Below are 22,165 nucleotides of genomic sequence, written 5' to 3'. Positions count from 1 at the left end.
ATCCCGCCGCAACATTCAGCACAGACTTCAGGAAGAGGAGACATCGATGGGTGCACTCGAAGGTCGAGTAGCCGTCATCACCGGCGCGGGTCGTGGCATCGGCCGCGAGCACGCCTTGCTGTTCGCCAGGGAGGGCGCGGCCGTGGTCGTGAACGACCTCGGCGGCAGCAACGAGGGTGAAGGCACCGACATCACCCCCGCGCAAGAAGTCGCCGACGAGATCATCGCCGCAGGCGGCAAGGCGATCGCCAACACCGCCAACATCGCCACCTGGGACGGCGCGAAGAACGTTGTCGATCAGGCGATTGCCGAGCTCGGTGGCCTCGACGTCGTGGTCAACAACGCGGGCATCCTGCGCGACGCGTTCATCGCGGGCATGGACGAGGCGCAGTGGGACGCGGTGATCGCGGTGCACCTCAAGGGGCACGCCGCCGTGCTGCACCACGCCGCCGCCTACTGGAAAGACCAGAGCAAGGCGGGCAATCAGCCGAACGCCGCGGTGATCAACACCGCGTCCGCCTCCGGAACCACGGTGCCGAACGCGGGCCAGGCCAACTATGGTGCGGCCAAGGCGGGGATTGCCGCGCTCACCCTGGTCGCGGCCGACGAACTGGCCCGCTACGGAGTGCGGGTCAACGCCATCGCGCCGATCGCACGCACCCGTCTCACGCTGGCCACGCCCGGCATGGGCGCCATGATGGCGGCCGAGGCGGACGAGATCGAAGAGGGCGAGTTCGACGCGTTCAGTCCGGCCAATATCTCGCCGCTGGTGGCCTACCTGGCCTCGGACAAATGCCCGATCACCGGCAAGGTGTTCGCGGTGCAGGGCGGGGCCATCTCCGAGCTGGCCGGTTGGCACGATGTGAAGACGATCGAGACCGACGGACCGTGGCTGATCGACGACATCTCCGCACGGCTACCGTGACGTACGGGCGAGAGTAGGAGAACAACGATGTTCGAATGGTCCGAGACCGATGTAATGATCCGCGATGCCGTGCGGACGTTCATCGACAAGGAAATCCGGCCCAACCTGGACGCGCTCGACAGCGGTGAACTGTCGCCGTATCCGATCATCCGGAAGCTGTTCAGCGAGTTCGGGATCGATGCCATGGGCGGCGAAGCTGTGCAGAAGTTGCTCGCCAAGCAGCGCGCCAAGGAGGAGGCGATTGCCGCGGGCGAGCCGTTGCCGGAGAAGAAGCGCGAAAAGTCCTCCGGTGGCAGCCCGTTCGCGGGGCAGGAATCGCTGATGGCGGTGCTGGTCGGCGAACTGTCCGGTGTCTGCATGGGGTTGGTCACCGCGATGGGTGTCAGCCTCGGTCTCGGCGCCACCACCATCATGTCGCGCGGCACGCTGGCCCAGAAGGAGCGTTGGCTCGCCGACATCGTGACCATGAAAAAGGTTGCGGCGTGGGCGATCACCGAGCCGGACTCGGGATCCGATGCGTTCGGTGGCATGAAGACCTATGTCCGGCGCGACGGTGACGACTACCTGTTGAACGGGCAGAAGACCTTCATCACCAACGGTCCGTTCGCCGACGTGATGATCGTCTACGCCAAGCTCGACGAGGGCGACGGCGGCGACAAGCGCGAGCGTAAGGTGCTCACCTTCGTCCTGGACAAGGGCATGGAGGGGCTCACCCAGGGCAAGCCGTTCAAGAAGATGGGCCTGCACGCCTCGCCCACCGGCGAGCTGTTCTTCGACAATGTCCGGCTCGGCAAGGACCGGCTGCTCGGCGAGACCGAGGAGCACAAGGGCGGCGACGGCCGAGAGAGCGCCCGGTCCAGCTTCACCGCCGAACGCGTCGGCGTGGCCTTCATGGCGCTGGGCATCATCAACGAATGTCACCGGCTCTGCCTGGATTACGCCAAGAATCGCAAGCTCTGGGGTCAGGAGATCGGTCGCTTCCAGCTCGTCCAGCTCAAGCTGGCCAAGATGGAGATCGCCCGGATCAACGTGCAGAACATGGTGTTCAACACGCTGGAGCGGGGTCGCGCCGGTAAACCGCCGACGCTCGCCGAGGCGTCGGCCATGAAGCTCTACGCGTCCGAGGCGGCCACCGAGGTCGCGATGGAAGCGGTGCAGCTGTTCGGCGGCAACGGGTACATGACCGAGTACCGCGTGGAACAGCTTGCCCGCGATGCCAAGTCGCTGATGATCTACGCGGGCAGCAACGAGATCCAGGTGACGCACATCGCCAAGGGTCTGCTGGCGTAACGGTTTTCATCGAATCCTGGGTGCGCTACCACGGCGTGCGCGCCCGGGATTTCTTGTCCTGCCTTCGAAACGCCGTTAGTCCTTCGCGCCTTGCGTGCTGGTAAGGGGCAATCCGGCCGATGATCACTGAAACCACCGCCCGCTACAACGATGTCGGCACCCGAGTGCTTTCCGTATCGGGGACCGGCCCGCCGATCCTGCTGTTGCACGGTTACGCCGACAGCGCGGACACCTGGCGCGGCGTTCTCGCCGGCCTGGCAGCGGCGGGCCGTGCGGCCTTCGCCGTCGACCTGCCCGGCTTCGGGCTGGCGGACCAGCGGGCACCGGGTCCGTTGACCCCGCAGTTCGATGCGTTCGTGGACGCGATCATCGCGGAGCACGCTCCATTGATACTTGTGGGCAACTCTCTTGGTGCGGCAACGGCTTTGCATGCTGCCGCACGTCATCCGGGTGGTGCGGTCACCGCGGTGGTCACCCTCGACGAGCCGCTGCTGGCCCGCCACTGGTTGGCCCGGGTTGGGCGGCTGCGCGAATACCGGCGGTTCTTTCGTCTGGTCGGATCGCTGCCGATCCCGACCACCCTGGTGCGCTGGGCGGTACGGCGTGCGGTAGCGCTGTTCGTCTATGGTCCAAAAATTGTCGCCGACCCCGAATTCCTCACCTCCGCAGTACGTTCGGTTCCCGACATGGCCGCCGTCGCCACCCGTGGTCGTGACGCCGTCCGCTATGCCCGCGAACATCTGTCCGGCCACCCCGATCTCGTCCTCACCTGCCCCGTCCTCATCGTCCACGGCACCGAGGACCGCATCATCCCGGTATCCGCCGGCCGCGCCCTGCACGCGTTGCTGCCCGGCAGCGAGTTCGTCGCACTCCCCGGCATCGGCCACTGCCCACAACTCGATGTGCCGGACGAGGTCTGCCGACTGCTGCTGGGATTTCCCCGCAGCAACAGCAAGCAGACCGACGTCGCATCATGAGCTCACGCGCCCGGCGGCGCCAACCGAGTCGAGTTGTCGCCGTTGCGGATCGGCCGCACCCGATGCCCAACGCAGCCCTTCCATTCCAGGTGGGTCAGCGCGGAGGCCTTCCCACTGTGTCGGCAACCAGCCGAGCGCCCATCGGCAGACCGACGTCGTGTCCTGTCCACCAGCTACCCCTCGACCTCATGCGGCACCAACTGCTGCTTCCGCAGTAACTCGACCACCAGGTCGAGAGTCACCGAGTTCTGGTGCACCGCCGCCGTCAGCTGAACCATCTGATCTTCGAGTCGGCTCACTCGCACGGTCACACCATCGACGCCTTCTGCGACAGTGTCGAATCGTCCCGTCAGGCCGTCCATTCGGACTGTGAGGAAGTCGATTTGGCCGGTGAGGCCGTCGACTCGTTCTGTGAAGCCGTCCATTTGGCCGGTGAGGCCGTCCACTCGTTCTGTGAAGGTGTCCATTCGCCCGGTGAGGCCGTCGACCTGTCCGGTGAAGGTGTCCATTCGCCCGGTGAGGCCGTCGACCCGTTCTGTGAAGGTGTCCATTCGTCCAGTCAGACCGTCTACGCGGCCTGTGAAAGCGTCCATCTGCTCCGCCAGGCCATCGACCCGTTCCGTGAGGCCATCCACTCGCCCCGTCAGACCGCCTACGCGTTCCGTGAGCCCATCCACCTGCCCGGTCAGGCCATCGACGCGTTTCGTGAGGCCGTCCATTTGCCCTGTCAGGCTGTCGATTTCACCTGAGAGGCGGTCCACGCGGTCGGTCAGGACGTTTGTCCGCCCGGCCACACCGCCCACCACGACTTCGAGCGTCGCCAGCCGACTCACCGTCTCGTCGAGGCTCTCCGAGTGCCGGCTCATCTCCGTTCCGACCTGGTTCAGCTGGGCCGCAACGTCTCCGAAGCGGGACTCCACGCCTTCCAGGCGGTGTCCGTGCTGTCGTTGGGTGACCAGTAGTAGGCCGAACTGGCGTCCGCTGGTCTTCTCCAATCGGCGCAGCCGTTGGTCGACGCCGCGGGCTAGGCCGTTCGTACTCTTGACCTCTCGGTTGGTGTTGTTGGCCAGCTCGTACAGCCCGTCGACGTCGCCGCGAAGTTGATGCACCACGCGATCTACTGGTGTGCTCCCCATGCCTCGAACAGTAGGCCGCCGATCAGACCGGATCGAGATCTATTGCCGATCTGTGGATAACTTCCTGACCTGTGGATATCCCGTGCCTCAGACCGCGCGAAGGCGGTTGCGGCTGGCGTAGACGTGCTCGGCGATGAGCGTCGCGATGCGGTCCGGCGCCTCGAGCATGGGCACGTGGCCGACGCCGTGGACGACGATGCGGTCGGCCGACTCGGGAAGCTCCTTCAGGTAGCGGCGAGCATAGACGCGGTTGGGAATGACGCGGTCGTACTCGGAGAGCAGTAACCGGACCGGCGTCTCCAGGGTGGACAGGTCGGCCTGCCCGGGACCGCGCATGCTGCTGACGACGAACGGCAGCATGGACGGGCAGTGCAGCGCGGCCATGATGGCGGCCGCGGTGTCGCGCCGGGAGACCGCGGCGGCGTTCTTGCTCAACCACAGCAGGGCGAAGCGCTGGGCGATCGGGTTGTTGACCGCGAAACCGCCCAGGCGCTTGCCGATTTCGACGATCGGGACCAGCGACAGGAACTTCAGATTGGTGCGCAGCGAGGTGAGCGACGGCGTGTGCCAGCCACCCGCCGGTGCGACGAGGGTGAGCGTGCGGGCCCGGCCGCGCCTGGCGAGTTCGACACCGACCCAGCCACCGAGCGAGTTGCCCGCGATGTGGCAGGTGCGCCAGCCGAGGTCGTCGAGCTGATCCTCGATGCGGTCGGCCAGCAGGTGCACGTCGACCGACCAGCCGTCCACGCGCTCGCCGCCCCAGTGCCCCGCGAAGGCGGGGGCGTACACCTCGCACTGGCTCGCGAGCCGCGCCGCGGTCTGTTCCCAGCAGTGCGGCGACATCATGAAGCCGTGCAACAGGAGCAGCGGGTCACCGGAGCCGAGATGCAGGGCCTTGACGGCCTTGGGCAGCTCCGGTTCGGGCTTGGTGGTGACCGGCTTGCGGGCGGCGTTGGTGGCGCGCTGCGCGGCGGCGGGGGACTTGGGGGTGTCGGACGACATGTCATCACTCTTTCCTGGACGGCGGTGTCCGAGGGAGTTCATCTGACCAGCATTGTACGGTCGTCCGGTGGCCTACATCATTTCGACTGTGAACGTAAATGGCGTCCGCGCGGCCGCGGGCAAAGGCATGCTGGCCTGGCTCGCCGCCACGGAGGCCGACATCGTCTGCGTCCAGGAGACGAGGGCCACCGACGAGCAGACCAGCGCGGCGCTGGCGCCCGCGCTGGCCGAGGGCTGGTGCCTGGCGCATGCGGAGCCGGAGTCCAAGGGCAGAGCAGGCGTCGCGATCCTGTCCCGACGGGCACCGGACGCGGTCCGAATCGGCTTCGGCAGCAGCGAGTTCGGCGCGTCCGGCCGCTACCTGGAGGCGGACTTCGGTGACGTCACCGTCGCGAGCGTGTACGTGCACTCCGGTGACGCGGGTACGCCGCGCCAGGACGAAAAGTACCGGTACCTGGCCGAACTCGGCGCCTACCTCACCGCACGCACCGGTGACTTCGTGGTGAGCGGCGACTGGAACATCGCGCACACCGAGCGGGACCTGAAGAACTGGAAAGGCAACTTGAAGTCCGCCGGTTTCCTGCCGGAGGAGCGCGCCTGGATCGACGAGCTGCTCGCCGCGGGCTACGTCGACGTGGTGCGCAAGCTGCATCCAGACGTCGACGGCCCGTACAGCTGGTGGTCCTATCGCGGCCGCGCCTTCGACAACGACACCGGTTGGCGCATCGACTATCAACTCGCCCGCGGCGACCTCGCGGCGCGCGCCAAACAGGCCGTGGTGGACCGCGCCGCCGCCTACGACCAGCGCTGGTCCGATCATGCGCCGGTCACGGTGCAGTACCGATGAACTTGTCGCCGAAGGCCGTTCGCGCGCTGGCGGGTCTGGGCGCGGTGGTGCTCGCGCTGATCGTCGTCGCGGTGCTCGGCCTGCGCGACGGTGGCAGCGACACCGCCACATCGACAACGGCCCGTCCCACCAGCAGTGCGCCCGCTGCGGGCACACCACGGCCTGCGGAGGCGCCGGCCAGTCGCGCACCGGGCGTACCCGACCGCGCCTACACCACCCTGCGCGAAATCGACGCGGGCCGCTGGCCTGATTCGGCGAACGCGCAGGGTACCAAGGGCGGTGACCGCTGGATGAACCGCGCGGGCACATTGGCCGCCAAAGACGCTGCGGGCAAACCGATCACCTACCAGGAGTGGGACGTCAATCCCAAGCAGCGCGGCCGGTCCAGGGATGCCGAACGCATCGTCACCGGCAGCGACGGATCGGCCTGGTACACCGGAGACCATTACGAGACCTTCACGAGGATGCGCTGATGTCCAAGGTAATGCCGTTGTCGCAGTTCTTGTCTCGACCGATCGAGGTCGCCGCGCGGGCACAGCAGGTCGCCGCGCCCGCCCTCGGCGCGGTCACCGTCGATGCCGCCGAACTGAGCGGCCTGCGCTACCGCGCGCCGTCCGGTTACCTGGTCCGCGAACTGCGCGGGGCGAAGATGCAGACGGTCGCGCGGGTGTTCGACGAGATCGCCGCCGCCCTCCAGTTCCCGTACTACTTCGGCGAGAACAAGGACGCCTTCGACGAATGCCTGCGTGACCTGGATGATTTCGTCGGTGAGGGCGCGGGATACGTTGTCGTGCTCCGCGATTCGGCCCACCTGCTGGCCGAGGAACCGGCCGAGCGGGCCTGGTTCGCCGAGGCGATGCGCGACTGTGCCGACCACTGGGCGCGCAAGGGCATCGCGTTTCGCGTTGTCCTGCAAGGCGAAGCGACAGGATTGCAGGACGTTTCGCTGGAACTCTGACCCGGGTGCGGCGTCACGCCAATCGGCGCGCCAAATCCTCACCGAGCAAGACGAACACGTCGGTGGTGTGCTCGATCAGCTCGTCGCGGGTCAGTGACAACTCGCCCTGTAGCCAGGCGGTGAGGGTCTGCACCAGGCCGCCGACGAGGTAGTTGGCCCGGAAGTCGATCGCCGGATCCGAGTCCGGGTCGTCGATCCCGTAGAAATCGATGCCTTCGGCCGCGACCATCCGCGCGAACACCCGGACGGTTTCGGTGGTGCGGGCGCGCAACTCCGGTGTCGCCATGCCGGCGACCAGGGCGACCTTGGCCTTGCGCGGGTCGTCGGTGAGTAGATGGATGCCCGCGGCGATTGCGGCACGCGCGGTACTCCTGGAGTCCTTCGGCGCGGTGCCGACCGCCGCGACGATCGCCAGCGCGAGTTCCTCGGCGATCGTGTCGATGAGCGCGGTCAGCACCGCATCGCGACTGTCGAAGCTCTCGTAGTAGTACCGCTCGTTGAGCCCGGCCTGGGCGCACAGCCCCGACACGGTCAGTTTGGCGAGCCCCTGGGTGCCGATGATCTCCAGCGCGGCCTCCAGCAGCGCCACCCGCCGCTGTGCCCGGCGTTCTTCCGCGGACACCCCGCCGTATGTCCGCTGCGCCGGAACGGAATCGCTTCGCAATGCAGGCTCACCCGCCACCCGGTCACCGCCCCTCACGGAATCGCTTCGCGATGTAGGCCCACCCGTCGCCCGGCCGCCGCCCGTCACGGAATCGCTTTGCGATGTAGGCCCACCCGTCGCCCGGCCACCGCCCCTCACGGAATCGCTTCGCGATGTAGGCCCACCCGCCACCCGACCGCCACCCCCCACGGAATCGCTTTGCGATGTAGGCCCACCCGTCGCCCGGCCGCCACCCCCCACGGAATCGCTTTGCGATGTAGGCCCACCCGTCGCCCGGCCGCCACCCCCCACGGAATCGCTTCGCGATGTAGTCACAAGTCCGATTCTGGCACGGCACGATTCTGGCAGAGAGTATTGCCAGAATCGCGAATCTGGCGGATGCTATTGCCAGATGCTCTCGACGAGGAGTCAGTGATGTCCGAGCCCGGTTACTTCAACGACCACTCGATGGCCCGGCGGGTGATGAGCAAGCGCGCGGTCGGTCTGACCTACGGCCAGCGCGCCCTGGTCATCGGCGCTGTTCATCCGCTGCTCTACGTCGGCACCGCGGAGAACACCGAGCACCGGATGACCCCGTACACCCGGCTCTCGCTCACCGGTCACCTGTTCGAGGCCGTGTTCCTCGGCAGCAAGGCCGAGGCGGACCGGGCGCTGGCGTTCACCACGAAGAAGCACGCCAGGGTGCGCGGCACGCTGCCCGAGGACGCGGGGGCGCACCACCCCGCGGGCACCGGCTATTCCGCGTTGGATCCACACCTGATGTACATGACGATGGCGTTCACCTTCGACTCCGCCGAGGTGATGTACGACCTGCTGGTCCGCCCGATGACCGACGGCGAGCGCGAGGGCCTGTACCAGGACTACGTGCGCTGGGCCGAGCTGTTCGGCATGCCCACCGAGGCGGCGCCGGCCAGCTACCCCGAGTTCCGGGCGTCCTTCGACGCCTACCTCGCCTCCGACGAACTGTTCCTCACCGACGAGGCGCGGCTGGTCGGCTCCTACCTGGCCGGGCAGCGGGTGCCGTATCCGCAGCGGATGCCGCTGCATCAGGTCACGTCCGCGTTCTTCCTGCTGGTGCAGGGTAGCCTGCCGCCGCGGATCCGGCAGATGTACGGGATGCGCTGGGGGCGGACCGACCAGATCGCCTATCGAGCGCTTGCGCAGGCCGTGCGCACCGCGCATCTGGCGCCCCCGCTGGTGCCTCCGGTGCTGCGCGGCACCCTGGCCGGGCCCAGTGCCCCGGTTTACAAGCTCGTCTCGCGACGCGAACACCAGCTCGTCGATGCCGGACGGCCCAGCATGCCTGGTGTGGATCCCCGTAACTGGGTGGAGCGAAATTCCAATGACGAGCGTCGCGTAGCGACTCAGTGAGGGGTGGGGGCCGGGTGACGGGTGGGCGGGCATGAAAAGATCGGGGCATGTCCGTTCCTGCAGAAACCCCGGCCGCTGAACGCAAGCAGCGGGTCCTGTCCGGGATCCAGCCCACCGGCACCTCGTTCCACCTCGGCAACTACCTTGGGGCGCTGCAGTACTGGGTGACCATGCAGGACGACTACGACGCGCTGTACTTCATCCCGAACCTGCACGCGATCACCGTGCCGCAGGACCCGAAGGCGCTGCGGGCCCAGACCAGGGCCGCCGTGGCGCAGCTGCTCGCCATCGGCATCGACCCGAAGAAGTCGACGCTGTTCGTGCAGAGCCAGGTGCCCGAGCACGCCGAGCTGGCCTGGGTGCTCAGCTGCATCACCGGTTTCGGTGAGGCGAGCCGGATGACCCAGTTCAAGGACAAGTCGGTCAAGCAGGGTTCGGAGAACGCGTCGGTCGGGTTGTTCACCTATCCGGTGCTGATGGCGTCGGACATCCTGCTCTATCGACCGCATCAGGTGCCGGTCGGCGAGGACCAGCGCCAGCATCTGGAGCTGACCCGAAACCTGGCGCAACGCTTCAACACCCGGTTCAAGAAGACGTTCGTGGTCCCGGAGGCGCACATCGTCAAAGGCACCGCCAAGATCTACGACCTGCAAGACCCGACCTCGAAGATGAGCAAGTCCGCCGCCTCCGACGCGGGCCTGATCAATCTGCTCGACGATCCGAAGATCAGCGCCAAGCGGATCCGCTCGGCCGTCACCGACACCGAGCGCGAGATCCGCTACGACCCGGAGCGGAAGCCAGGCGTGAGCAACCTGCTGGTGATCCTGAGTTCGCTGACCGGCAACCCGATCGTGACGCTCGAACAGGATTACGCGGGCAAGGGTTACGGTGATCTGAAAGCCGACGTCGCCGACGCGCTGGTCGAATTTGTCACGCCATTGCAGGCGAAGGTGCAAGAGTATTTGTCGGATCAGGGCGAACTCGACCGTATCCTCGCCGCCGGTGCCGAGCGCGCGCGAGAGATCGCCGGCAACACCCTCGCACAGGTATACGACCGCATGGGCCTGCTGGCCCGGTAGTGGTCGGGCGCCTGCGAGATCTCTCCTGAAGGGGCGAACAGGTGCAGGTGATCGACAACATCAAGGCGTGGCTCGAACGACGAATCCAGGCCCGGCCATGGCTGGACCATCTGGTGCGCGCGGGCGGGCGGTATCAGCGGCAGCGTGGCGACTACTACGCGGCGGGCATCACGTATTTCACCGTGCTGTCGCTGTTTCCGCTGCTGATGGTCGCTTTCGCGGTCGCGGGCTTCGTGCTGTCGAGCCACCCGGAGTTGCTCGGTGAGCTACAGACCAAGATCGTGGACAACATTCCGGGTTCGCTCGGCACCCAGCTGAACGATCTGGTCGACCAGGCCGTCGACTCGCGCGGCACCGTCGGCATCCTCGGCCTGCTCGCGGGGTTCTATACCGGCCTCGGCTGGATGGCGAACCTGCGCGCGGCGCTGACCGAGCAGTGGGAGCAGAAGAGCGAGGAGCAGAACTGGTTCCTGGCGAAGCTGTCCGACCTCGGCGCGCTGCTCGGCCTCGGCTTGGCCTTCGTTGTCTCCCTTGGCCTTTCCGCGCTCGGCTCCAGCACGCTCGGCGCCCGGTTGCTGGTCAGCCTCGGCCTCTCGCATCTGCCCGGCGCGCGTTTCCTACTGGCCATCGCGTCGATCTTTCTCGGCTTCCTCGCCTCCTGGGCGGTGTTCGCCTGGATCATCGCCCGCCTGCCGCGCGAACCGGTCACCCTGGCCAGCGCCGCCAAGGCCGCCGCGCTCGCCGCCGTCGTGTTCGAGATCTTCAAGTTCGTCGCGTCGATCTATCTGCAGACGGTGCTGAGCAGCCCGGCGGGCGCCGCCTTCGGCTCGATCATCGGCCTGATGGTCTTCAGTTACGTCACCTACCGCATCATCCTGTTCGCCACGGCCTGGGCCGCCACCGCCTCCGACAACGAACCCGAAGCGGAAATCCCCGCACCGCCCGCCGCCGTCATCAGCCCGCGCACGTCGGTCCGCGAACTCTCCGTCGGCGCGGGCGCGACCTTCTTCGGGGCGGGAGCCCTTGCCGCCCTTGCCCTCTCGCTGCTGCGCCGACCGCGGGGGCACTGAACCCGGCGGCTGTAGGGGTCAGCGCCGCCGGTTCATCCGGCGCGCACCGAGCAGCAGGGCGAGCACCAGGATGACGCCGCCGACGACCCACACGGTGCGGTCGTCGCCGTGGTCCTCGTCGGCCAGCGGCTGCGTCTCCTGCTCCTTGGGTGGCGGGGAGGCAAGGGTCGCACCAACTTTCGGTTGCTTGCGGTTCGGGTCGGGAAGTTTGCCGACCGACGTCCCTCGGGGTAGTGCGAAGCCGTAGTCGAGCAGGCGGGCCGCCTGATCCGAGGGGCGCAGCGGGCGAACGTCCGCTTTGAGCAGGGTGACCACGAGCCGGCGGTCGTCGCGTTCGGCGGCGGCGACGAAGGTCTGCCTGGCGTCGTCGGTGAACCCGGTCTTGCCGCCGATGGCGCCGTCGTAGTCGTAGAGCAGGTGGTTGTCGTTGCCGATGGGGAAGCCGGGGTGGTCCTTGTCGCCCTCGATCTTCGGGTTGGCGGGGTAGCCGGGGAAGTCGACCTGTTCGGTGTGGATGAACTCGGCGAACAGCGGAATGGTCATCGCCTCGCGGAACAGCACCGACAGGTCGTAGGCCGAGGTGCTCATGCCGGGACCGTCGAGGCCGGAGGGGGTGGCCGTGCGAGTGTCCAAGGCGCCCAAGGACTTAGCGAGCTCGTTCATCTTCGCCACGGTGGCCGCCTCGCCGCCCAGCTGAGTCGCGATGGCATGGGCCGCGTCATTGCCGGAGGCCATGATCAGGCCCTGCATGAGCTGGCGGTTGGTGTAGCGGCCGCCGGGCCCGATGCCGACCCGGGTGCCGTCCGCGTTCGCATCGTCCTGGGTGCCGATGATCACCTTGTTCAAATCCAGTGTGCGCAGGGCGATCGTGGCGAGCAGCACCTTGATGGTGCTGGCGGGCCGGTAGCGGCCGTGCGGGTCCTTGGCCACGAGCACCTCGCCGGAGTCCAGGTCCGCCACCTGCCAGGCGGTCGCCGAAATGTCCTGCGGCACAGCGGGTGCGCCCTTGGGTAGCACCAGGCCGCATTCGCCCAGCCGGCCACCGCCGACCGGTGGCGTCGGGATGGGTAACGCGGTGGGCGTCGGCTCCCCGGGCGCCGGGACCTCGGACTCGTCGACCGGCGCGGGCGGGCGCGTCTTCTGCGGGCAGCCGTCGGTGTTCGGGGTGCTGAAGGGTGTCGTCGTCGGGCTCGACGACGGCGCGGCGAACGACGGTGTGGCGGCCGAGCCCGCGATCACGGCCACTGCGGCCAGTGCGGAACCGAGGCGAAGTGTGGCGCGGCGGCGCGAGTCCCGGATCTTCATCGTTCGCGAGCCTAGCGATTTCGCGGCGAGTCGGCCGTGCACGCGCCGGAGCGAGGTATTGACAGAGACTACTAAATGAGAGCTACTATCAAAAAGGAGTTACTGTCAATTTCTGGAGGGGCTATGAATACCGACTCGACCCGCCGCTGGCTCGCGCTCGGCGCGCTGTCCGTGGCGATGCTGACCATCGGGCTCGACGTCACGGTGCTCACCGTGGCGCTGCCGACACTTGCCGTCGACCTGAATGCGAATACCGCTGCGCTGCAATGGTTCAGCAGCGCGTACACGTTGGCACTGGCCGGTGTGATGCTGCCCGCCGGCGCGCTCGGCGATCGGTACGGGCGCAAGAAGTTCCTGCTCGGCGCGCTGCTCGTCTTCGGTGCCGCGTCGCTGGCCTGCGCGTTCGCCGCCTCGGCCGGTCAGCTGATCGCCGCACGGGTGGTGCTCGGCATCGCGGCCGCGGCGATGATTCCGCTGTCCATGTCGGTACTGCCGTCACTGTTTCCGGAGCAGGCGGCCCGGCAGCGCGCACTCACCATCTGGATCACCGCGACCACGATCGGCCTGCCGCTGGGTCCGATTGTCGGCGGCTGGCTGCTGCGGAACTTCTGGTGGGGTTCGGTGTTCCTGATTAATGTCCCGATGGTGATCGTCGGTGCGCTCGCCGTCCTCGCACTGGTCCCGGAATCGCGCAGCGAGAACAGATTCCCCGTCGACGTGCCCGGCGTGATGCTGTCGGCGGCCGGCATGCTCGGGCTCACCTACGGGTTCATCCGGATCGGTGAGTACGGCTGGGGCAACGGGCTCGGCTGGACCATCGTCGTGGCCGGCCTGCTGCTGCTCGGCGCCTTCGTGGCCTGGCAGCGCAGGACGGCGCATCCGCTGGTCGATCTCAGCCGGTTCCAGTCCGCCGGATTCCGCTGGGGCACCGCACTTTCCATCATCGTCAACTTCGCGATGTTCGGCATGTTCTTCACCGCGCCGCAGTATTTCCAAGCGGTGCTGGGCACGGACGCGCTAGGCAGCGGCCTGCGCCTGCTGCCGCTGATCGGCGGGGTCCTCGTCGGCAGCAGGGTGGTCGACCGGGCGCTGCCGAAGCTGGGGGCCAGGGTGATGCTCGGACTCGGCTTCACCCTGCTGGCGGGCGCGCTCGCACTGGGTGCGCTGACCTCGGTGGACAGCGGCTACGGTTTCACCGCGCTCTGGACGACTCTGCTCGGTGTCGGCATGGGCCTGGCGATGCCCACAGCCATGGGAATGGCGATGGGCGAGCTCACCGGGGAACGTTCCGGCTCCGGTTCCGCGTTGATCCAAGCGCTGCGCCAGGCGGGCGGCACCATCGGCGTCGCGATCCTCGGCACCGTGCTGTCCACGCGGTACCGCTCGGAGCTCGGCGCACTGAACCGTGATCCGATCTCCGACGGCGTGAATGCCGGTGTCGCGGTGGCGCACCAGCTCGGTGACTCGGCGGTCTTGCATCAGGTGCAGAGCGCGTTCGTCGGTGGCATGGCCGCGATGCTCTGGGTCTGCGCCGCGCTGTGCGCGGTATCGGCCGCGGCCGCCGTCGTTTTCCTGCGCGCGAAGCAACCTGTCGAGGTCGCCGGGGCAGGTCCGGTGCCGGCCGTTGAGCGGCTCGACGGCGGACGTGGCGGCGTCGAGAGAACCGATACGTCAGAATCGACGCATGTCGGTTGACCTGTCCGGAGAAGAACCAGCCGTGCGCGGCCTGCGTGAGCGGAAGAAGGAGCGGACCCGCCGGACGATTCGACTGGAAGCGTTCCGGCTGTTCCGCGAGCAAGGGTACGGCGAGACCACCGTCGAGCAGATCGCGGCGGCGGCGGAGGTCTCGCCGAGCACCTTCTTTCGCTACTTCCCGACCAAGGAACAGCTGGTGCTCGCCGACGACCTCGATCCGGTATTGATCGAAGCCATCCGGGCGCAGCCGCCCGAACTCCCGCCGCTGACCGCGTTCCGTCATGCGATGGCGGCGGTTTTCGCGGAGTTGCCCGCCGAGCAGCAGGCTTTCGAACAGGAACGTCAGGCGCTGATCTACCACGTGCCCGAGTTGCGGTCGGCCATCGGACTGGAGATGGAACGCAACATCGACATGGTGTCCGCCATCATGGCCGAACGGGTCGGCGGTACACCCGACGATTTCGATATCCGGGTCCTGGCAGGCGCGCTGACCGGCGCGGGGCTCGCCATCGCGCGCATCACGCCGTTGAATCTCGACAATGTCGGCCGGATGCTGGATCTGCTCGAGGCCGGGCTGCCGCTCGGCAAGGACGGAGCGGGCACCTAGGTCCTGTGTCGAAGTCCCATCCGGCCCCCGGAGGCAACCGGCCGGACTTCGACACAGGGCCTGGGCCCGAGCCGCCCGCCCGGCTCGGGCCCGCCGAACCTACTGCGCCCCAGCGGCACTCGAATGCCGCAGCCGGTCCGGCGTCTCGTCGTCCATCGATGCGAAGAAGCCGCCGATCACGTCCTCGATCTCGGCGATCGACTCGGCACAGTACAGAATCGGCTGGTAGTGGGTGATGTCGTAGACCGCGGTGCCCATCGCGGCGACGTCGAGCGGGCGCAGGTCGGCCTGGCGGAACTCCTCGATCTCGCCGTAGGACGACAGCAATCCCGCCCCGTAGCAGCGGACCTCGTCTTCCTCCCGGACCACGCCGAACTCCATCGAGAACCAGAAGACATTCGCGAGGAACTTCAGCGCGGGCTCGGTCTCCAGCCGCCCGACCGCCGCGCCGACCGCCTCGTAGATGGCGGCGAAGCGCGGACTGGCGATCTGATTGGCGTGCCCGATGATCTCGTGGATGGCATCGGGCTCCGGGGTGTACAGCGGCGCCGAATGATGCCGGATGTACTGGGTGGAGTGGAAGGTCCGATCCGCGAACGAGCCGAAGAACTGGCGCAGCGGCACCAACCCGGCCGCCGGGGCGTAGCGGAATCCGCTCAGCGGCACCAGTGCCGCCGAGACCTCGTCCAACTGGGGGATGTGGTCCTTGGGCAGCGCGAGGCGCGCCGAGGCCGCCAGCACCTCGGTGCAGGCGTAGGTCTGGTGCTTGCGGGCCAGTTCGGCCGAGGCGATCCGCCAGACCTGCTGTTCCTCGTCGGTATAGGCGATCTGCGGAACGGGTTTACCCGGTGCGTAATCGAGCGCGAGCGCGGCAATGTCATTGCGACGGGCCCGGTAGTCCGAGTCGTGCACGCCGGGGTGCTCGTCGCTCAGGTGGACGGTCACATCGCCGTCGCCGGACCGGGTCACCGGTGAGTACAGCTGAGCTTCGGTGAACATACCTCGATGCAAGCACCGCTCGGGCCCGGCGACAACAAAAGCCCGCGCAGCTTGGCAAAGTGTCTAGCTGGCCCCGCTGTGCTGCGCACTTACCGGCATCGGGCGGCGGATTCGGGCGACGAGCTGACCAGTGCCCGTCGGCGGGCGTACACGCCGCATTCTGCCCGCGCCTGCGACGATGCCAAGTGTGTGCGGAGCGTGCTGTGGCGGTCCGGTGATAGCCGCCGAACATGCTGTGGCCGTGAAATTCTCGTGGTGGGGGCGGTCGATCCGGCGAACTCTGCACGATTTGCCAGACATGAGCGAGCGGAATAGCGCAAAATGGCGAATGTACGAAGGAGGACGCATGAAATCCGTGCGGATCGATCTCGACCAGAAGTTGCTCGCCGCCGCGGCCGCCGTGATGGGCACCTCGACGAGCAACGCCACGATCAACGAGGCACTGCGCCGGATCGTCGTGCACGAGCGTCAGCTGCGCCACCTCGAAAAGCTGGCCGCCACCGCATTGTTCGCCCTGCCGCGCCCGGAGGTCGTGGTCGTGGACGGGTAGTCAGCGACTCACGGCCGGGCAGCGCAGGTCATCGGCCGGCGGTGTCAGGTCGATCAGATACTTCAGTACCGGCTCGTCGACGCAGGCGATGCCCTCGAACGCGGCGCCGTGCTGGGTGCCCTCGTAGGTGATCAGCGCCGCGCCAAGGGTTTTGGCCAGCGTGACACCGCCCGCGTACGGGGTCGCCGGATCGCCGGTCGCCGCGACGACCACCAGCTTCGGCAGGCCCGAAGCGTTGGGCACGTGCGGTTGGGTGGTCGGCGGGACCGGCCAGAACGCGCAGGCGTCCAAGGGAGCCGTGTGGGCGGGCAGGCCGTCGTCGAAAGCCGGAGCGGCGGCACGGGATCGGCGATCGATGTCGGCCGCGACGGCCCGGTCGGTCACCCGGACCTCCTCCAGGCAGAGCACCGCCCGGTGCACGTCGTCGGAGGAGGCTTGTTCGTAGGCGCCCGCGTCGCCGAGCAGCGCGTCGCCCCGGCCCCTGGCGAGCTCGGCCAGACCCTGGGTGAGGCTCGGCCAGGACGTGGGGTGGTAGAGCGAGGCGATCGTCGCGGTGACGACGGCGCCGTAGTCGAGCCCACGGCGATCGGCGGTGACGATCGGGCGCTGGATCAGCGGATTGACGAGACTGCGGTAGACCTCGTTCGCCTTCTGCGGGTCGGTGCCGAGCGGGCAGTCCGGCGCCTTGGCGCAGTCGGCGGCGTAGGCGTCGAACGCCTGCTGGAAACCGGCGGCGGTGATCACCGGGTCGCCGATGTTGGTGGTGGGATCGACCGGTGCGTCCAGGACCATCGCGCGCACCCGATCCGGAAACAGTTCGGCGTAGGTCGAGCCGAGGCGGGTGCCGTAGGACCCGCCGAAGTAGGTCAGCTTGTGCTCGCCGAGCGCGGCCCGCACGACGTCCAGATCGCGGGCGACGTCACCGGTGCCGACATGCCCGAGCAGCGTCAGCCCGGTTCGTCGCGCGCACGAGTTGGCGTATTCCTCGTTCTCCTCTTCGATCTGGTCGATCTCCGCGAGCGGGTCGGTCCGGCCCAGCACCCGCTGCGCCGTCCGGAATTCGGCGTCCGAACGGCAGGTGACGCGCGGTGTGGAAGCACCGAGTCCGCGCACGTCCATCCCGATCACGTCGAAACGCTCGGCCAGCGGCGACTTCGACAGGGCCAGCGGCAGACTCAGTCCAGGCGCGCCGGGACCGCCGGGGTTGGTCACCAGCGACGCGACCTTGGTGCCGGTGGCGCGCAGCCGGGAGATCGCGATCCGCGCGGTCTCGCCGTCCGGTCTGCCGTAGTCGATCGGCACCGTCACCCGCGCGCATTCGATGCCTGCCGCGCCGAGCTCGGCGCCGCCTTGATAGCCCTCGCACGGGCCCCACACCAGGGTCTGCTGGTAGTACCGATCGAGGGTGGGGGCGGGCGGCGCGACGGGATCCTGGTCGGCGGTGCAGGCCGTCGCCAGCAGCGCGAGCGCGGCGATCAGCACGGGCAGCGGCGTGACGCGCGTCGATGTCGCGGTTCCTTTGCGCGGTTTGAACATTCATTGCCCCTGTACTCGTTCGACGCACTCAGTCTGCCCGACGGACGCCGATGTGCAATCGGCAGGATCGGACAACTCGGGCGACCCCGCGTCCGTGGCCGACATGTCGGTAGGGCCTGGCACACTCCGTGACACTGTCGCCGTGACCAAGGGGTGGAACGATGCCGGTCTCTCTCCTCGATGTACCCGTCGAGCAACGGCCACGCGAGCGCCTGCTCGCCCTCGGCCCGCAGTCGCTCAGCGATGTCGAATTGCTGGCCTTGCTGTTACGGCACGGCAGGCGCGGCGCCAGCGCGCTGGACCTCGCGGTGGAACTACTCGTCGAACACGGCGGGCTGGCCGGATTGGCGACGGCCCGGCCCGAAGAGTTGTCCCGCCGGGCCGGCGTCGGGGTGGCGAAGGCCGCGGCCGTCATCGCCGCGTTCCACCTCGGCGCCCGCGCCCGCGGCGGCACCGACACCCTGCCTCGGCTCGGCGACACGGCCGATGTCGCCGCGGCGGCCCGCCCCCTGTTCACCGGCGCCCGCGTCGAGCGACTCCTCGTGCTGGTCTGTGACGCCCAGAATCAGTTGCGGCAGAAGGTATTCGTCGCCGAGGGCGCCGTCGATCAGGTCGCGGTCCCGGTCCGCGAAATCCTGAACACCGTGCTGCGCCACGACGGCCGCGCCTTCGCCGTCGTGCACAACCATCCCTCCGGCGATCCGACCCCCAGCCTCGACGACCGCCGCGCCAGCACCCTGCTCGCCGAAGCCGCCCGCACCGTCGGCCTGCGCTTTCTCGATCACGTGGTGATCGCGGGGGAGGCCTGGGCCAGCGCGCCGACCCTCACCCTCGGGCACCGCCCTGAAAACACGGGCTGATCGCCGCGGGCGAGGCGGTCTCACGCGGTAGAACTCCAGCCCTGCCGCCACAGCCGCTCGAAACCGTCCAAGAGCAGGTCGAGGGCGAATTCGAACTCGAACTGATCGTCGCAGCCCGGACCGACCACGGACTGGTCGTCGTGTGCGGCCCGCGCCGCGATCTCGGCGATGTGCGGATACCTGGACGACATGTCGGGCAGGGCGGCGGCTTGCGTCTGCGGGTCCGGGCTCGGTGCGGTGTCGAACAGCTCCTGCGTGAAGCCGAACGCGCGGCTGCCCAGCGCGTGCATCACGTGATGGGTCAGGTCGACGGAGAGGCCACCCGCCCGGAACATCCCGATCATCGAGTCCAGGTACGCCAGTACTGCCGGGGTCGGTGCCGGGCGAGACTCGATCACCCGGGACGCCCACGGGTGCCGCTGAAGGGTGCGCCGCGCCACCAGGATTCGCTGCCGTACCGCGGGTTTCCAGTCGAGCCCGGTCTCGGGTGGACCGATCTCCGCGACGAGTAGATCGACCATGCCGTCGAGCAACTCGTCTTTGTTCGCGACGTGCTTGTACAGCGCCATCGGCACGACGCCGAGTTCCTGCGCGAGGTTGCGCATGCTCAGGGTGTCGATGCCTGCCGCGTCGGCGAGCGCGACGGCGGCGCGCAGCACGCGCTCTCTGTTCAGCGGGGTGCGGGGTGCGGCGGTGTCCCGGTTGGCCATTCAGCGCTCTCCTCTTGACGGGTGTACAGCGTACACCTTAGGGTGCTCGACAGAAGAGGTGTACGTCGTACACCTCGGTGCAGTGGAGGAGTCCCCATGAAATCGATGAGAACGACGGCGGTGGTCGCGGGTGTGCTCTTCCTGATCACCGAGGTCGCCGCGGTGGCAGGCCTGCTGCTGTATCAGCCGGTGCTCACCGATGTGAATTACGTTGTCGGCGCGGGCTCCGACGGTCGAGTGCTGCTGGGCGGTCTGCTCGAACTCGTGCTCGTCGCAGCTGTCATCGGCACCGCGACCACGCTGTATCCGGTGCTGGAGCGGCACGGCAAGAGCCTGGCGCTCGGGTATCTCTGCGCTCGGCTGCTCGAGGGCGCTGTCATCGCAATGGGCACCGTGAGTGTGCTGTCGGTCGTGACATTGCGCAGAGGTAGTGCGGGAATCGACGATCCGACGCTGATCGCCGTGAGCAAAGCCCTTGTCGCCGTCCATGATTGGACCTTCTTGCTCGGGCCGAACTTCATCCTCGGTGCGAACAGTCTGTTGCTGGCCACCCTGATGTACCGCTCCCAGTTGGTGCCGCGGCCCATCGCCGTCCTCGGCTTGATCGGTGGCCCGCTCATCTGCGCGTCGGCGACCGCCGTGCTGTTCGGGCGCTACGATCAGCTCTCCGCATGGGGATCCGTCGCCGCGCTGCCGGTCTTCGCGTGGGAGGTGAGTCTGGCGGTGTACCTGATCTGCAAGGGGCTCGGGCAGTCTGCGAGCGACGCGCTACCGGCAGCACGTCACCTGGCGACCGCGTGAAACTCCTTGGCTCAGTGGCAGCTTCGGTACGAGTTGCCATTGGCTGCCGCAGCTGAATTATCGCGGGCCGTTGTCCGGCGGGCTCGCCGTGACACCGGGGTCGGGTAGCCGAGACGAGCTGTCCGATTCCGAGGCTTGTGTGACGCCCGGAACTCCGTCCTGCACCACAAAACTGGCGCGCGTGTGGATGGGGGCGCCTGGGCGGCGAATGTAGGGGACGACTCGGAAGTCGTTGCGCCACACACTGTGGTCCAGTTCGACGCGGACGTAGCCGCGTTGGGAGTTGAAGAATTTGAGGTCGGGGTTGGCGGCGAGCAGGTTGCGGCCCGATTCGGTCATGTCGGCGCCGTCGCCGCCGCTGGAGATCGACGTTCCGATGAATTCCGATGCCACGACCGGGGATTGGGGGTCGGCGAAGTCACGGCGTAGATCGGCCGCGTGGTTCTGGTGGCGGTCGCCGGTGATCACGACGAGGTTGGCCACGTTGCGGTCGGCGGCGGCGCCGAGTACGGCGTTGCGGTCGGCGACGTATCCGTCCCACGAGTCGGTGCCGACGGCGGTGACCGGGCCGGCATCCTGGTCGGACTGGCCCATCGATACCTGATTGCCGAGGATCTGCCAGCGGGCCGGCGAGTCGGTGAAGCCGTCGATCAGCCAATCACGTTGTCGTGCACCCAATATGGTGCGGTCGGCGGCGAACCGGTCCGTGCAGTCGATGACCGTGTTGCCGTCGCCGCAGGCCTGCTTGTCGCGGTACTGCCGGGTGTCGAGCATGGTGATCTGGGCCAGGTCACCGAAGCCGTAGCGGCGGTGCAGGTGCATGCTCGGCCCGGCGGGCAACTGGGCGATGCGCAGCGGTTGGTGTTCGTACATGGCTTGGAAGGCAGCGGCTTTGCGCCTACGGAACACCGCCGGGATCCGATAGATGTCGAAGCCGAGGCCCGGCGCCTCGCCCGCCCAGTTGTTGTCGATCTCGTGGTCGTCCATGGTGACCAGCCAGGGAAAGGCTGCGTGCGCGGCCCGCAGCGGTTCGTCGGCTTTGGCCTGGGCGTACCGCAGCCGATAGCCGGCCAGATCAACGGCTTCGGCCTGAAGATGGGGTTCCATCGACATTCCCGTACGGCCGCGATTCCAGCCACGTTCGTAGATGTAATCGCCGAGATGCACCACCAGATCGAGGTCTTCGTCGCTCATGTGCTGGTACGCGGTGTAGTAGCCGGAACTCCAGGATTGGCACGAGGCGAACGCGAACCGCATCCGCGCGGTGGGTTGCCCCGGCGGCGGCGCCGTGCGTGTTCGCCCGACCGGCGAGAGCACCGACCCGGCCCGGAACCGATAGAAGTACCAGCGATCCGGTGCCAGCCCGGTGACCTCCGGGTGCACGCTGTGCGCCAACTCGCGCGTCGCGACCGCGGTCCCTCGCGTCACCACCTGCCGGAAGTTCTCGTCGTGCGCGACTTCGTATTCCACGGTCACCGGCCGTAACGGCATGCCGCCCAGCCCATCCGGCGCGAACGGATCCGGTGCGAGCCGCGTCCACAACACCACCCCGTCGGCCGTCGGTTCCCCCGACGCGACACCGAGACCGAACGGATCATCGGACCAGCGCGGCACCCGGAACGGCCCGCTGCTGGCCGCCGCGGCGCCCACCAGCACCGCAGCCGACCCGGCACCCCCGAATCTCAACAGTTGCCGTCGCGACAGACCCATACGTCAGGGTATATCGGCGGGCCGGGTGGCCGATCGCCATCGTTCGATTCGATGAGCGTTTGCGACATGACCG

22 protein-coding genes are annotated in these 22,165 nt (G+C 67.9%); 14 read left to right on the top strand and 8 right to left on the bottom strand.

Annotation, left to right across the window (positions count from 1 at the left end; all coding sequences use genetic code 11):
• Window positions 1–46 precede the first annotated feature (46 nt).
• The 3 genes from NN4_RS08195 (at window position 47) to NN4_RS08185 (ending at window position 3,192) form a co-directional block, all read left to right on the top strand.
• The gene (locus NN4_RS08195; protein ID WP_147129350.1) at window positions 47–925 is read left to right on the top strand and encodes an SDR family oxidoreductase; all 879 of its coding nucleotides are present in this window, start codon (window positions 47–49) and stop codon (window positions 923–925) included.
• 27 nt (window positions 926–952) lie between these two features.
• The gene (locus tag NN4_RS08190) at window positions 953–2,215 is read left to right on the top strand and encodes an acyl-CoA dehydrogenase family protein (RefSeq protein ID WP_147129349.1); all 1,263 of its coding nucleotides are present in this window, start codon (window positions 953–955) and stop codon (window positions 2,213–2,215) included.
• 119 nt (window positions 2,216–2,334) lie between these two features.
• The gene (locus NN4_RS08185; RefSeq protein ID WP_147129348.1) at window positions 2,335–3,192 is read left to right on the top strand and encodes an alpha/beta fold hydrolase; all 858 of its coding nucleotides are present in this window, start codon (window positions 2,335–2,337) and stop codon (window positions 3,190–3,192) included.
• Window positions 3,193–3,365: 173 nt separating this feature from the next.
• Here NN4_RS08185 and NN4_RS08180 read toward each other — a convergent pair whose 3' ends face one another.
• Together NN4_RS08180 and ephH are read right to left on the bottom strand one after the other, a co-directional pair.
• Entirely contained in the window at window positions 3,366–4,328 is a 963-nt protein-coding gene (locus tag NN4_RS08180) for a hypothetical protein (protein WP_147129347.1), read from the bottom strand.
• An 87-nt stretch (window positions 4,329–4,415) separates the two neighbouring features.
• A complete protein-coding gene (gene ephH / locus NN4_RS08175) occupies window positions 4,416–5,330 on the bottom strand; it encodes an epoxide hydrolase EphH (RefSeq protein ID WP_147129346.1) in 915 nt (304 codons plus the stop codon).
• Window positions 5,331–5,457: 127 nt separating this feature from the next.
• Here ephH and NN4_RS08170 point away from each other — a divergent pair, with 127 nt between their 5' ends.
• From NN4_RS08170 to NN4_RS08160, 3 genes are read left to right on the top strand one after another with little or no spacing between them, the layout of a single operon-like run.
• Entirely contained in the window at window positions 5,458–6,177 is a 720-nt protein-coding gene (locus NN4_RS08170) for an exodeoxyribonuclease III (RefSeq protein ID WP_246180774.1), read from the top strand.
• Window positions 6,174–6,650, top strand: coding sequence for a guanyl-specific ribonuclease (locus NN4_RS08165; RefSeq protein ID WP_147129344.1), 477 nt, complete (start codon window positions 6,174–6,176; stop codon window positions 6,648–6,650). The genes NN4_RS08170 and NN4_RS08165 overlap by 4 nt, the downstream gene beginning before the upstream one ends.
• Window positions 6,650–7,135, top strand: coding sequence for a barstar family protein (locus NN4_RS08160; protein ID WP_147129343.1), 486 nt, complete (start codon window positions 6,650–6,652; stop codon window positions 7,133–7,135). Before NN4_RS08165 ends, NN4_RS08160 begins: the two co-directional genes overlap by 1 nt.
• A gap of 13 nt (window positions 7,136–7,148) precedes the next feature.
• Here NN4_RS08160 and NN4_RS08155 read toward each other — a convergent pair whose 3' ends face one another.
• Window positions 7,149–7,757 carry a TetR/AcrR family transcriptional regulator gene (locus NN4_RS08155; RefSeq protein ID WP_246180769.1) on the bottom strand — a complete coding sequence of 203 codons (609 nt, stop codon included), beginning with the start codon at window positions 7,755–7,757 and terminating at the stop codon, window positions 7,149–7,151.
• 456 nt (window positions 7,758–8,213) lie between these two features.
• On the opposite strand from NN4_RS08155, the gene NN4_RS08150 reads away from it, so the two are divergent.
• From NN4_RS08150 to yhjD, 3 genes are read left to right on the top strand one after another with little or no spacing between them, the layout of a single operon-like run.
• The gene (locus NN4_RS08150) at window positions 8,214–9,170 is read left to right on the top strand and encodes an oxygenase MpaB family protein (protein WP_147129341.1); all 957 of its coding nucleotides are present in this window, start codon (window positions 8,214–8,216) and stop codon (window positions 9,168–9,170) included.
• Window positions 9,171–9,217: 47 nt separating this feature from the next.
• Complete coding sequence (gene trpS / locus NN4_RS08145) at window positions 9,218–10,249, top strand: tryptophan--tRNA ligase (protein WP_147129340.1); 1,032 nt, start codon at window positions 9,218–9,220, stop codon at window positions 10,247–10,249.
• A gap of 41 nt (window positions 10,250–10,290) precedes the next feature.
• Complete coding sequence (yhjD, locus tag NN4_RS08140; RefSeq protein ID WP_147129339.1) at window positions 10,291–11,319, top strand: inner membrane protein YhjD; 1,029 nt, start codon at window positions 10,291–10,293, stop codon at window positions 11,317–11,319.
• An 18-nt stretch (window positions 11,320–11,337) separates the two neighbouring features.
• On the opposite strand, the gene NN4_RS08135 is transcribed toward yhjD, so the two are convergent.
• Window positions 11,338–12,624, bottom strand: coding sequence for a serine hydrolase (locus tag NN4_RS08135; protein ID WP_147129338.1), 1,287 nt, complete (start codon window positions 12,622–12,624; stop codon window positions 11,338–11,340).
• Between the two features lie 123 nt (window positions 12,625–12,747).
• On the opposite strand from NN4_RS08135, the gene NN4_RS08130 reads away from it, so the two are divergent.
• Together NN4_RS08130 and NN4_RS08125 are read left to right on the top strand one after the other, a co-directional pair.
• Window positions 12,748–14,319 carry a DHA2 family efflux MFS transporter permease subunit gene (locus NN4_RS08130; RefSeq protein WP_147129337.1) on the top strand — a complete coding sequence of 524 codons (1,572 nt, stop codon included), beginning with the start codon at window positions 12,748–12,750 and terminating at the stop codon, window positions 14,317–14,319.
• Window positions 14,309–14,926, top strand: a complete 618-nt coding sequence (locus NN4_RS08125; RefSeq protein ID WP_147129336.1) for an acyl-CoA-like ligand-binding transcription factor — start codon at window positions 14,309–14,311, stop codon at window positions 14,924–14,926. Before NN4_RS08130 ends, NN4_RS08125 begins: the two co-directional genes overlap by 11 nt.
• Window positions 14,927–15,025: 99 nt before the next feature.
• Here the strand turns inward: NN4_RS08125 and NN4_RS08120 are convergent, their stop codons facing one another.
• Window positions 15,026–15,925 (bottom strand): phenylalanine 4-monooxygenase, encoded by a 900-nt coding sequence (locus NN4_RS08120; RefSeq protein ID WP_147129335.1) that lies wholly within the window; start codon window positions 15,923–15,925, stop codon window positions 15,026–15,028.
• Window positions 15,926–16,271: 346 nt separating this feature from the next.
• Here NN4_RS08120 and NN4_RS08115 point away from each other — a divergent pair, with 346 nt between their 5' ends.
• On the top strand, window positions 16,272–16,475 hold the full coding sequence (locus tag NN4_RS08115; protein ID WP_107654306.1) for a type II toxin-antitoxin system VapB family antitoxin: 204 nt from the start codon (window positions 16,272–16,274) through the stop codon (window positions 16,473–16,475).
• On the opposite strand, the gene NN4_RS08110 is transcribed toward NN4_RS08115, so the two are convergent.
• Window positions 16,476–18,011, bottom strand: a complete 1,536-nt coding sequence (locus NN4_RS08110) for an alpha/beta hydrolase (protein ID WP_147129334.1) — start codon at window positions 18,009–18,011, stop codon at window positions 16,476–16,478.
• A 161-nt stretch (window positions 18,012–18,172) separates the two neighbouring features.
• Between NN4_RS08110 and NN4_RS08105 the strand changes: the two genes are divergently transcribed.
• Window positions 18,173–18,871 carry a JAB domain-containing protein gene (locus NN4_RS08105; protein WP_147129333.1) on the top strand — a complete coding sequence of 233 codons (699 nt, stop codon included), beginning with the start codon at window positions 18,173–18,175 and terminating at the stop codon, window positions 18,869–18,871.
• A 20-nt stretch (window positions 18,872–18,891) separates the two neighbouring features.
• Here NN4_RS08105 and NN4_RS08100 read toward each other — a convergent pair whose 3' ends face one another.
• A complete protein-coding gene (locus tag NN4_RS08100; RefSeq protein WP_147129332.1) occupies window positions 18,892–19,581 on the bottom strand; it encodes a TetR/AcrR family transcriptional regulator in 690 nt (229 codons plus the stop codon).
• A gap of 96 nt (window positions 19,582–19,677) precedes the next feature.
• Between NN4_RS08100 and NN4_RS08095 the strand changes: the two genes are divergently transcribed.
• A complete protein-coding gene (locus NN4_RS08095; protein WP_147129331.1) occupies window positions 19,678–20,382 on the top strand; it encodes a DUF4386 domain-containing protein in 705 nt (234 codons plus the stop codon).
• A 57-nt stretch (window positions 20,383–20,439) separates the two neighbouring features.
• On the opposite strand, the gene NN4_RS08090 is transcribed toward NN4_RS08095, so the two are convergent.
• Window positions 20,440–22,092 (bottom strand): alkaline phosphatase D family protein, encoded by a 1,653-nt coding sequence (locus NN4_RS08090; RefSeq protein ID WP_147129330.1) that lies wholly within the window; start codon window positions 22,090–22,092, stop codon window positions 20,440–20,442.
• Window positions 22,093–22,165: the final 73 nt, after the last annotated feature.

The sequence above is a fragment of the Nocardia ninae NBRC 108245 genome (genome assembly GCF_007990755.1).
Taxonomy (GTDB): Bacteria; Actinomycetota; Actinomycetes; order Mycobacteriales; family Mycobacteriaceae; genus Nocardia; species Nocardia ninae.
This window is presented reverse-complemented; position numbering and strand designations above follow the sequence as displayed.